The organism is Bradyrhizobium sp. Gha, assembly GCF_900113735.1.
GTDB lineage: Bacteria > Pseudomonadota > Alphaproteobacteria > Rhizobiales > Xanthobacteraceae > Bradyrhizobium.
The window spans coordinates 98,320-108,456 of sequence record NZ_FOQM01000028.1 but is presented as its reverse complement, the minus strand read 5'-3'; the positions used below and the strand labels follow the sequence as shown (position 1 = coordinate 108,456).

Here is a 10,137-nt window from a genome sequence, read left to right as displayed (position 1 = left end):
GCTGGGTCAAGCAGACCCTCAAGATCACCCGCTTCGTGGGCACCTCCGAGAATGCCGTGCGAATCCAGATCTCCGTCGCCCTGATCGCCTTTCTGCTGCTGCGCCTGGCCCAGGCCGCCCAAAAAGCCGTTCAGAGCCCGCTCGTCTTCGCCAGGCTCGTCCGCACCAATCTCATGCACCGCAGATCGATCCAAAATCTGGACGCGCCCGAGCCAGTCCTTCAAGATCACAGACAGATGAGCCTCAGTCTATGCTAAGCGCTCAACCGGACAGCCGTGGGACGAGCCCGGGCATGACGGCCTCTAGCTCGCCCTGCCGGGCTCGGCGATCGATTGCAGCCGCGCGGCGAGGTTCGCCTCCGCACCTATGATCGTATAGTCCATGCGATCGCTGCTGCCGAAATTGCCGACATTGCAATAGCCCGAATTGATGCCCATGCGCGAGCGGAACGGCTGCTCGATGCCGGAGGCGCGCCACTTCGCATTGAGCTCGGTGAGGCGTTGCTGCATGCGCCAGGCCATCCGCAGACAGGCCTGCGCATCGGCGCGGTCGCCCTTGGTCTCGGGGTCGCCGAAGAAGATCAGCATGGCATCGCCGATGAACTTGTCGACCGTGCCGCCATGTTCATGGGCGATCGCAGACATCTCGGTGAAATATTCGTTGAGCAGCTGGGTCAGCAATTCCGGCTGCAGCCGCTCGGTGGTCACTGTAAAGTTCTGGATGTCGGAGAAGAAGATCGTGAGCTTCTTGCGCTCGGTGTGGATGGTGACGTCCTTCTGCCCGGAGAAAATGCTCTTGTAGACCTGCGGTGGGATATAGCGCGAGATCTTGATCGACAGGGAGGCCAGGAAGTCGTTGGTGGATTCGAGCTCCCTGTTCATGCCCTTGATGCGGCGGGCCTGACGGCGCTGCAGCGACAGGAACGACAGACCGCAGCCGGCGGCAATCAGGAAATAGGCCAGCAGGAACTTGAACGAGATGTGGAATCTCAAGAGGTCGTTCTCCGGAAGGCAGAGGCGGCTGACGATGTTGGCGGCGATCGGCTGGGCGATGATCACCTCCTGGATGCCTCTGATGTCACCGACCTTCCAGTCCGTCTTCGGGCTTTCGGGGTGGCTGTTGTGGCAGCTGACGCAGGCCGGCCCCATGACGACGGGCGCGACGAGGCGGACCTTGTCGGAAAACAGCGAGGTGGCGGTCTCGACGATCTTCTGCTCGGGATCCCTGCGAAGCGCGTCGAGCGCATCCTTCTGGAACTTGTCGAGCTGGTGCGGGGCGCGGTTCTGGAACGGGAAGTCCGAGACGAAGCGATAGGTGATGTTCTCCTGCTGCGCGCCGATGACACGGCCGAGCTCCAGCGACAGCGTCGCCGGGATCGGGATCGCGCCGGCGACGGATTCGTAATTGTGAACGACCCTGGTCGCGCCACCAGGATTGGCAAGAATGCGCACGGCAGAGCCAGCAAACCCTCCCGGCGCAACCCAATGATGATGAGTCGCGGTAGACGCCTTTTCGTTTCATGACAGATGTTTAAGATCGCACATGAACCTGCATGCATGCCGTGAGACCCCATGACCGAGACCATCCGTATCAGGCGCTTCAACGCGCGCCCCGTGATCGTGCCGATGAATTTGCCGCTGAAGACCTCGACCGGCCCGGTCGCACAGGCGCCGCTGGTGCTGATCGATTGCGAGACCGACCAGGGCGCGGTGGGCCATGCCTATCTCTTTGCGATCACACCGTCGGCCCTGAAGCCGCTGACCGCGATGGTCGCGGAGATGTCCCAGCTCGTCGCCGGCGACGAGCTGCTGCCGTTCGAGATCGAGCGCAAGCTGACCCGGCGCTTCACGCTGCTCGGGCTTGCCGGGCTGCAACGGCTGGCGCAGTCCGGCATCGACATGGCGGCGTGGGATGCATTGGCACGTAGCAGGGGCCTGCCACTGGCGCGGCTGCTCGGCGGCGCGCCCAAGCCGGTGAAGGCCTACAATTCGAAGGGGCTCGGCATCATGCCCGTCGGCGCCGCGGTGGAGGAGGCCCACAAGCTGCTGGCCGAAGGCTTTCATGCGGCCAAGATCCGCGTCGGCCGGCCCGATGCGCGGGAGGATCTCGCCGTGGTCCGCGCGGTACGCAAGGCCGTCGGCGACGACGTGACGCTGATGTGCGACTACAATCAGGCGCTGACGATCAGCGAAGCGATCCGCCGCGGCGAGATGCTCGACGACGAGGGGTTGAGCTGGATCGAGGAGCCGATCCGTCACGACGATTATGCGGGCTGCGCCCGCATTGCGGATGCGCTGCGCACGCCTGTCCAGATCGGCGAGAATTTCGACGGCGCGTTTTCGATGCAATCGGCCCTGTCGGCCGAGGCATGCGATTACGTGATGCCCGACGTGCAGCGCATCGGCGGCGTCACCGGCTGGCTCCGCGCCGCCGCACTCGCGCATGCCGCCGGCATCGAGATGTCGACACACCTGTTCTCGGAGGTCAGCGCACATCTGCTGTGCGTGACGCCGACTGCCCATTGGCTCGAATATGTCGATTGGGCCGACGCGGTGCTTTCGACGCGGCTGTCGATCAAGGACGGCTTTGCGCTGCCGGGCGAAGCGCCGGGCAACGGGATTGAATGGGACGAGGCGGCGGTGAAGACATATCTGGTGACGTGAGCAGCCCCATGACCACATGGCGCCCGCATCCCCATATCCGCGTCGTCGCAATCGGCCTGCATTGGCGGGACGGGCGGCTGCTCGCAGCCGAGGTGCGCGATGACGCAGGCCGGATCAAGGGCGTGCGCCCGCTCGGTGGCGAAATCGAGTTTGGCGAGAGCTGGCGCGATGCGCTGATGCGCGAATTCAACGAGGAACTCGGCATCGACGTCACTATCATGGGCGAGCCGCGGATGATGGAGAATATCTTTGTCCACGAGGGCGCGATCGGTCACGAGGTGATGTTCATTGCCGAGGTCGCGTTTCCGCAACGCGCCTTCAGCGGCCAGGACCGCGTCGACTTCCGGGAGGATAACGGGGAGGAGATCGTCGCGCGCTGGTTCGATCTGGCCGATCTCGACCTGCCTGATGGCCTGAGCCTCTATCCGACCGGGCTGAAGGAGTTGCTGCTCAAGCGCGTCTGACAGTCCCGCTACCACACCTCCGCGCCGGGGATTTTCCTGCGAACCGCCATGCGCTGGATCCAGATGCAGCGGCGGACGGATCTGTTGGAGCGGCCGATGGCGGATATGCCCTCGCCGGCCTGAAGCAGCGGCGCCACGGTCTCGCGCAGCGCACGGCAGCGCTGCAGCTCGGCCTGCCAATCGAGGATTGCCGCATCAGCGCGCGTTGCCATCAGCACCAGCAGCGCCAGGACAAGACAGATCGGCCGCGTCATCCGCATTCCCTTCCAGCGAAATGCATCACATTCGAAGCATCGTCCAAGGCTGTACCATAGACGGTAACCAAGACGGACGAGCTCACGCCCCACACGTCTATTTCGATCATTTCATTTTCGAACGAGGAGCGGAAGCAGGCAATGGAGGCGGCATCTCATCAGGGAGCGCGCGACTGCTCCTGCGCGGGATAATCGAGCCGGCCGTCAGGCAGGATATGCGCGGCTGAATTCATCGTTGCCTCGTCGACGTGTCCGGGACCGAGAATGTGAAACACGGTCTCACCCGCCGCGAGCAGGTAGTCGGCGATGATCCGCCGGTGACAGCGCCACCACAATGTCTCCGCACACATGATGGCGCAGCGGCGCGTCTGCGCGAGCTCGCGCAAATGTGCCAGGCCTTCGTGAAAGGCCGCACCCATGGCGTGGTCGGCGTAATTGTGAAAGCTGTCGTTCTGCCAGAAGGCGTTGACCTCGCGCGGCACCTCGCGCTTGCGGCTGCGCAGGCCGCCGAGCGAGGCAATGTGCTCGTAGCCGATCGCAACCGTCGCCAGCGTTTGCGGCAGCGTCTCGCGATTATATTGCGGATTGGTGCGCGAGCGCGGCACGGTGCGGACATCGGCGACGAACGTGACGGAGCAGCCGCGCAAGAGCGCGACGAAGTCCTCGATCGAACGTGTGGCGTGGCCGATCGTGAAGAAGGGGTGAGCCATGGCAGGCCTCGTCGGCTCAGCTCTTGAGCCGCCGCAACGCCTTGCCTTTGTGCAGGGCGACGTGATCGGTCTTGTCGCTCTTGATTTCGTATTGCGGATCGTCCGCTGTCGCGTGGTGGACGTATCCCTTGTAGTCGACGTCGCTGGTGTGGACGCGCAGAATATGGCCGCGGACGCGGCCGGCCTCGGAATTCCAGCTGACGCGATCGCCGCGGTGGAAGGGTTTGGGCATGGGGAACAATGCCGATGGCTGGGGCGTGTTCCAAGGGGAGCCAGGAAGGAGTGCAGTATGACGCACCAGTCCGTCTACGCTCTGCGAGCTTCGCCGGACACGCTTCGCGTGAGTTGAGTTCGTTGCTTGCCGAGCCGAAGCTCGCGGCTGCAGCCCGCCTTCGGCCGTTGGCTTCGGCGCGGCATCCTTCACTCGGCTATCGCGAGCGAAGGATGGTGGGCACGACAGGGATCGAACCTGTGACCCCTACCATGTCAAGGTAGTGCTCTCCCGCTGAGCTACGTGCCCTAATAGTCCACTTACGTCGGGTCGGGGGTCCCTATAACGACTCAGGGGAGCGCGCGCAAGGACGGAACGCGGCCGATTTAGGCCGCCAGCATCTTGTTCACTTCGCTCACCAATTCGCGCAGGTGAACGGGCTTGGACAGCACCTTGGCGTTCTTTGGGGCGTCTGAATCCGAGTTCAGGGCGACCGCGGCGAAGCCGGTGATGAACATGATCTTGATATCAGGATCCAGTTCCGAGGCCCGGCGGGCAAGCTCGATGCCGTCCATCTCCGGCATCACGATGTCGGTGAGCAGCATCTCGAACGGCTCTTCCCGCAAGCGCTGATAGGCCGCCATGCCGTTGTCATGGGACGAGACCTGAAAACCGGCGTTTTCCAGCGCCTTGACCAGGAAACGGCGCATGTCGTTGTCGTCTTCGGCGAGCAGGATTTTTGGCATGGCAGGAACGTCGAATCCCCAGAGGATATGCAGAGGTCACTAAGCCCGACAGAGGGTAAATTTGGGGTGAAAATCTTAACCCTGTGCCGGCTGGCGCTGCGAGGGGTGTTGTGAACCGGAATGGGGTGCGAATCAATCGAGCCGCAAGGGCGTGTCCCCGCCTCCCTGCCCACACGGTTAAGACATGTTCCAGAGCGGACCCACGCTTTTTCGCTTGGCAGAATGGTTGCGATTCCGGACAATGACGACACATAAGAGCCGCTCGACCGGCCGAATCATTCGATCCGGATCCATGCCGGATGGTGCGGCGTGAAGGGACGAAGCCTGAGAAGATGACACGATTTGACGGCGACATGTCGCCAGCCTTCGACATCGTGGAGCCCGCCGTGTGGCGCGCGCCTGTTATCTTCAACTCGCCCCATTCCGGCTCGACCTACCCGGACGAATTCCTCAACGCTTCGCGGATCGACCTGCCGCAATTGCGGCGGTCGGAGGATTCCTTCATGGACGAGCTGATCGGCCATCTCAGCGCGCGCGGTTTTCCGACCGTGCGGGTCAACTTTCCCCGCTCCTATGTCGACGTCAACAGAGAGCCCTATGAGCTCGATCCCCGGATGTTCACCGGGCGCCTGCCGAGCTTTGCCAATACCCGTTCGATGCGGGTCGCGGGCGGATTAGGCACCATTCCGCGCGTGGTCGGCGACGGCCAGGAGATCTATCGCGACCGCATCCTGGTCGACGACGCGCTGGCGCGGATCGAGACGCTGTACAAGCCCTATCATCGCGCGCTGCGCCGGCTGATCAACAAGGTGCACCAGATGTTCGGCACCGTGGTGCTGGTCGACTGCCATTCGATGCCATCGGTCGGGGTCAGCAGGGACGAGCCGCGCCGGCCCGACATCGTGATCGGCGACCGCTACGGCACGAGCTGTGCACCCTTGCTGCCCGACAGGGTCGAGGAGACCATGACCGGGCTCGGCTATTCGATCGGCCGCAACAAGCCCTATGCGGGCGGCTTCATCACCGAGCATTACGGCAATCCGGCGAGCGGTCTGCATGCGGTGCAGCTCGAGCTCAACCGCGCCATCTATATGGATGAGCGTCGCCGCGAACGCGGTCCGCGCTTTGCGCAGGTGGCAAGCGACTTCGGCGTGCTCGCCGATGTGCTGGCTACCACGATCCCGTTCGGCGACCTCGGCCCATTCCAGGCCGCGGCCGAATAGACGCGCCTCCTTCTCGCACGAGCGCGCTCCCTGCGACAAGCGCGAATGCGTTTTCGTTTCGCACCCGAATGCGCGCTAAACTGAAAACGAGACCGCAAGAAAAAAGGGCCGCTTCTAATGAAGAAGCGGCCCAAGTCTAGGGAGGAAACGCCCAAGGAGGGCAGCGGTAACGCCAAAGCGCTACCGCACCGCAACAATATGCGGCCGCGTCGCACAAAGTGCAAGGGTTTTTGAGCCATTATCCATGCAAAAACACATGGCTCAATTGCTCCCAGCGAAATCCAGATTCAGTTTCTTTGATAAGCAAATTCAATGAGTTGATAGTCATTTGCACACCAACGAGGCATGGACGGAACTAAGCTCTCAACACTGTGATCGATATTTGCTCAGCGGATGGCTCGCGAAGCGCTTCATTTGGGCTGCCGTATCCGCACCCAAAATACCGGGGTGCAAACCAAGACAGCGCTGCACGCGAGAGACGAATTGGGCTAGGCAGATGAGAGCTTCACCCGACTTTCGTTTTGAGGATGCGCCGTGACGGTGATCGACTTCTCTGCCTTCATCGGACGGCTCGCCACCGCCTCCGGCGAAACCATCCTGCCGTTCTTCCGCACCTCGCTCTCGATCGACGACAAGAGCAAGACCAAGGATTTCGACCCTGTGACGGAGGCCGACCGCGCGGCTGAGGCGGTGATGCGGCGCCTGATCAAGGCGAGCTTCCCCCAGCACGGCATCGTTGGCGAGGAATTCGGCAACGAGCGCGAGGACGCCGACTATGTCTGGGTGCTCGACCCCATCGACGGCACCAAGTCTTTCATCGGCGGCTTTCCGATCTGGGGCACGCTGATCGCGCTTCTGCACAAGGGCATGCCTGTCTACGGCATGATGCACCAGCCCTTCATCGGCGAGCGCTTCTCCGGCGACAACGGCTCGGCCAATTACAAGGGACCGTCCGGCGAACGCCGGCTCCAGGTCCGCCGCTGCGCCGCGCTCTCCGAGGCGACGACCTACACCACCTCTCCCTTGCTGATGAACGAGCGCGACCGCGCCATCTTCGGCCGGATCGAGCGGGGCGCGCGGCTGTCGCGCTACGGCGGCGATTGCTATTCCTATTGCATGCTCGCCGCCGGCCATGTCGATCTCGTGGTCGAGACCGAGCTGAAGCCTTACGACATCGCGGCCCTGATCCCGATCGTCACCGGCGCCGGCGGCGTCGTCACCACGTGGGAGGGCAAGCCCGCCCAGGGCGGCGGTCGCATCATCGCGGCCGGCGACGCCAGAGTTCACGAGGAAGCACTCAAGCTTCTGAACAAATAGCAAATGCGAGAGCGGGAAGCTTGCATGATTCTTCTCGCGCAGGAGCTCTCGGGCAGAAGGTGCTGGTCGACAATCGCGGCGGCCAGAGCGGCGTGCCTCGCACATCTCACACCGCCGCCGTCCTCAAATGCTCCACCAGCATCTTGGCCGGCCTCGGCAGCGCCTTGAAACTCCGGGCGCAGATGACGAGCCTCCGGTTGGCCCAGGTGTCACGCAAGCGCACCATCGCGAGCGGCATCAGCTTGGCGCAGCGGCGGGCGGCGGATTCCGGGACCAGCGCGACGCCGACATCGGCCGAGACCAGCTGGCAGATCGCATCGAAATCCCGCAGCCGCGCGCGGTAATGCGGGCGCATGCCGAGCCGGGCGGCGTGTTTTGAAATGTGCATCTGGAGGGCGGTCGCGCTGGTCAGGCCGACGAACTCGCAATCGTTCGCCTCCTGGAAATCGATCTGGCGGCGGCCGGCGAATGGACCGCGTTTGGACGTCACCAGGGTCAGGCGGTCCTCGCTGAAGACGAAGCGTTCGATATGATCGGGCAGCGCGTGCTCGGCGGCGAAGCCGAGATCGGCGGCCCCCGCGGTGATCGCCGCCGCGATGTCGGTGCTCTCACGCTCCTCGATGTCGATGGCGACGTCGCGATGCTCACGCAGGAAGCCGGCGAGTGCCTTCGGCAGATGCTCCGACAGGCCCGAGGTATTGGCGAGGAAGTGCACGCTGGCGCGGACGCCGCTGGCGAAGCCTGCGAGATCGCCGCGCATGGCGTCGACCTGGTGAATCACGAGCCGGGCATGATCGAGCAGGCTCTCGCCGGCGGCGGTCAATTCCACGCCCCGCCGCAAGCGCTTGAGCAGGGCGACGCCGAGCGCATCCTCGAGCCCCTTGATCCGCGCGCTGGCCGACGCCAGCGCCAGATGCGACCGCTCCGCACCGCGGGTGATGCTGCGCTGATCGGCGACCGCGATGAAGAGCTGGAGATCGACGAGATCGAAACGCATGGCAGGTCCCCCTTAGCCTTCGTTGTTTACGAAGGCATTCTCCGTATCCTCCAGATTGTGCCCGGGCGTGGCTTCGGTCAATGTGCAGGCATGATCGACCCGCTTCTCATTCTCATTGCCGCCGTCTTCCTTGTCGCCGGATTCGTCAAGGGCGTCGTCGGGCTTGGCCTGCCGACCGTGTCCATGGGCCTGCTCGCGGTGAACATGGCGCCGAGCCGCGCGATCGCGATCGTGATCGTGCCCGCCATCGTCACCAACATCTGGCAGACGTTCGTCGGCCCGCATCTGCGCGACATCCTGAGGCGGCTATGGCCACTGATGATCGGCACCGTGCTTGGATGCTGGCTCAATGCCGGGGCGCTGACGGGTCCCTATGCCCGCTACGGCACCGTGGTGCTCGGCGTGCTGCTGGTGATCTACGCCATCATCGGCCTCAGCAAATTCAAGTTCCACGTCGCGCCGCGGAACGAGAAATGGGTCGGCGGCGTGGTCGGCGTCATCACCGGCGTGATCTCGGCCTCGACCGGCGTGCAGGTGATACCCTCGATGCCGTTCATGCAGGCGATCGGGATGGAGAAGGACGAGCTGGTGCAGGCGCTCGGCGTGTTCTTCACCACCGCAACGCTGGCGCTCGCCTTCAACCTCACCGCCGGCGGATTGTTGACCCCGGCCAATGCCGTGCCGGGCGCCGTCGCCATGGCGATGGCCTTTGCCGGGATGTCTATCGGCCAGTCGGTGCGGGCACGGATGCCGGCGGAGGCGTTTCGCCGCTGGTTCCTGGTCGCCATGATCTTGCTCGGCGTTTATCTCGCCGGCAGCGCGCTGCTGAAGCAGTTCGCCTGAGCGCGCTACCGCGCCTCCAGCATGGCGACGCGGATGCCGAGATAGATGAAGAGGCCGCCGAGCGCCCGGTTGATCCAGGCGATCACGCCTTCGGACTGCCGCAGCCGGTTGGCGGCCTTGGCCGCGAACGCCGCCAGAACAAGGCACCACAGCGTCCCCGTACAGATGAAGATCAGGCCGAGCGTCAGGAAGGCCAGCGGCTTGTGCGGCGCATCGGCTGCGACGAATTGTGGCAGGAAGGCCAGGAAGAACAGCGCGACCTTGGGATTGAGCGCGTTGGTGAAGACGCCCTGGAGGAACACAAGCCGCATCGAGCTCCGCTCGGCCTCGTCTTTCACCGCGATCAGCGCCGGCCGCGACCACAGCATCTGCAGCCCGGTCAGGACCAGATAGGCGGCGCCGACCAGCTTCAGGATCGAGAACGCGGTGGAAGAGGCCATCAAAAGCGCCGAAAGACCGATTGCGGCGCCCGCGACATGGAAAAAGCAGCCACAGCTGATGCCGAAGGCGGCCGCCGCCCCGCCGCGCCAGCCCATCTGCATGCTGCGGCCGATCACATAGACCGTATCCGGCCCCGGCGTGATGTTGAGCAGCACGCCCGACAGGACGAAGAGCCAGATCTCGTGAATGCCCAGCATGTGACGTACCCCGCGACTGTCCGTCTCAAGAACTTGCCCTTAGTCGGTTCGCACCCCGTCGTCCACCGTCG

Annotated in this window: 11 protein-coding genes, 1 tRNA gene and 2 pseudogenes; 6 read left to right on the top strand and 8 right to left on the bottom strand. The window is 63.8% G+C overall.

All coding sequences use genetic code 11. The annotated features are described in order from the left end of the window. Window positions 1–257: pseudogene (locus BM222_RS28115) on the top strand (IS4 family transposase); the annotation flags it as partial. A 57-nt stretch (window positions 258–314) separates the two neighbouring features. Here BM222_RS28115 and BM222_RS28110 read toward each other — a convergent pair. Further along, window positions 315–1,448 (bottom strand): annotated as a pseudogene (locus BM222_RS28110) (adenylate/guanylate cyclase domain-containing protein); the annotation flags it as partial. Between the two features lie 123 nt (window positions 1,449–1,571). Between BM222_RS28110 and BM222_RS28105 the strand changes: the two are divergent. After that, complete coding sequence (locus BM222_RS28105; RefSeq protein ID WP_092235341.1) at window positions 1,572–2,663, top strand: enolase C-terminal domain-like protein; 1,092 nt, start codon at window positions 1,572–1,574, stop codon at window positions 2,661–2,663. 8 nt (window positions 2,664–2,671) lie between these two features. Next, complete coding sequence (locus BM222_RS28100) at window positions 2,672–3,127, top strand: NUDIX hydrolase (protein WP_177243511.1); 456 nt, start codon at window positions 2,672–2,674, stop codon at window positions 3,125–3,127. A gap of 8 nt (window positions 3,128–3,135) precedes the next feature. On the opposite strand, the gene BM222_RS28095 is transcribed toward BM222_RS28100, so the two are convergent. The 5 genes from BM222_RS28095 to cpdR form a co-directional block, all read right to left on the bottom strand. Then, a complete protein-coding gene (locus BM222_RS28095) occupies window positions 3,136–3,381 on the bottom strand; it encodes a hypothetical protein (protein WP_092235366.1) in 246 nt (81 codons plus the stop codon). Window positions 3,382–3,539: 158 nt separating this feature from the next. Further along, complete coding sequence (locus BM222_RS28090; RefSeq protein WP_092235335.1) at window positions 3,540–4,091, bottom strand: DUF488 domain-containing protein; 552 nt, start codon at window positions 4,089–4,091, stop codon at window positions 3,540–3,542. Window positions 4,092–4,107: 16 nt separating this feature from the next. Then, the gene (locus tag BM222_RS28085; protein ID WP_092235332.1) at window positions 4,108–4,323 is read right to left on the bottom strand and encodes a hypervirulence associated TUDOR domain-containing protein; all 216 of its coding nucleotides are present in this window, start codon (window positions 4,321–4,323) and stop codon (window positions 4,108–4,110) included. A 213-nt stretch (window positions 4,324–4,536) separates the two neighbouring features. Continuing rightward, window positions 4,537–4,611, bottom strand: a tRNA-Val gene (locus BM222_RS28080). A 77-nt stretch (window positions 4,612–4,688) separates the two neighbouring features. Continuing rightward, complete coding sequence (cpdR, locus tag BM222_RS28075) at window positions 4,689–5,048, bottom strand: cell cycle two-component system response regulator CpdR (protein ID WP_007597092.1); 360 nt, start codon at window positions 5,046–5,048, stop codon at window positions 4,689–4,691. A 332-nt stretch (window positions 5,049–5,380) separates the two neighbouring features. Here cpdR and BM222_RS28070 point away from each other — a divergent pair, with 332 nt between their 5' ends. Beyond that, the gene (locus tag BM222_RS28070; RefSeq protein WP_092235365.1) at window positions 5,381–6,271 is read left to right on the top strand and encodes an N-formylglutamate amidohydrolase; all 891 of its coding nucleotides are present in this window, start codon (window positions 5,381–5,383) and stop codon (window positions 6,269–6,271) included. A 534-nt stretch (window positions 6,272–6,805) separates the two neighbouring features. After that, window positions 6,806–7,588, top strand: coding sequence for a histidinol-phosphatase (gene hisN, locus BM222_RS28065; RefSeq protein ID WP_092235328.1), 783 nt, complete (start codon window positions 6,806–6,808; stop codon window positions 7,586–7,588). A gap of 106 nt (window positions 7,589–7,694) precedes the next feature. On the opposite strand, the gene BM222_RS28060 is transcribed toward hisN, so the two are convergent. Then, window positions 7,695–8,585 carry a LysR substrate-binding domain-containing protein gene (locus BM222_RS28060; protein WP_092235325.1) on the bottom strand — a complete coding sequence of 297 codons (891 nt, stop codon included), beginning with the start codon at window positions 8,583–8,585 and terminating at the stop codon, window positions 7,695–7,697. 90 nt (window positions 8,586–8,675) lie between these two features. Here BM222_RS28060 and BM222_RS28055 point away from each other — a divergent pair, with 90 nt between their 5' ends. Further along, window positions 8,676–9,428 (top strand): sulfite exporter TauE/SafE family protein, encoded by a 753-nt coding sequence (locus BM222_RS28055; protein WP_092235361.1) that lies wholly within the window; start codon window positions 8,676–8,678, stop codon window positions 9,426–9,428. Between the two features lie 5 nt (window positions 9,429–9,433). On the opposite strand, the gene BM222_RS28050 is transcribed toward BM222_RS28055, so the two are convergent. Continuing rightward, a complete protein-coding gene (locus BM222_RS28050; RefSeq protein ID WP_092235320.1) occupies window positions 9,434–10,066 on the bottom strand; it encodes a LysE family translocator in 633 nt (210 codons plus the stop codon). Window positions 10,067–10,137 lie beyond the last annotated feature (71 nt).

Bases quoted from the DNA above. Each gene is read 5' to 3' on its own strand.
- BM222_RS28105 (WP_092235341.1), top strand. From the start codon at position 1,572: ATGACCGAGACCATCCGTATCAGGCGCTTCAACGCGCGCCCCGTGATC.
- BM222_RS28100 (WP_177243511.1), top strand. From the start codon at position 2,672: ATGACCACATGGCGCCCGCATCCCCATATCCGCGTCGTCGCAATCGGC.
- BM222_RS28095 (WP_092235366.1), bottom strand. From the start codon at position 3,381: ATGACGCGGCCGATCTGTCTTGTCCTGGCGCTGCTGGTGCTGATGGCA.
- BM222_RS28090 (WP_092235335.1), bottom strand. From the start codon at position 4,091: ATGGCTCACCCCTTCTTCACGATCGGCCACGCCACACGTTCGATCGAG.
- BM222_RS28085 (WP_092235332.1), bottom strand. From the start codon at position 4,323: ATGCCCAAACCCTTCCACCGCGGCGATCGCGTCAGCTGGAATTCCGAG.
- cpdR (WP_007597092.1), bottom strand. From the start codon at position 5,048: ATGCCAAAAATCCTGCTCGCCGAAGACGACAACGACATGCGCCGTTTC.
- BM222_RS28070 (WP_092235365.1), top strand. From the start codon at position 5,381: ATGACACGATTTGACGGCGACATGTCGCCAGCCTTCGACATCGTGGAG.
- BM222_RS28060 (WP_092235325.1), bottom strand. From the start codon at position 8,585: ATGCGTTTCGATCTCGTCGATCTCCAGCTCTTCATCGCGGTCGCCGAT.
- BM222_RS28055 (WP_092235361.1), top strand. From the start codon at position 8,676: ATGATCGACCCGCTTCTCATTCTCATTGCCGCCGTCTTCCTTGTCGCC.
- BM222_RS28050 (WP_092235320.1), bottom strand. From the start codon at position 10,066: ATGCTGGGCATTCACGAGATCTGGCTCTTCGTCCTGTCGGGCGTGCTG.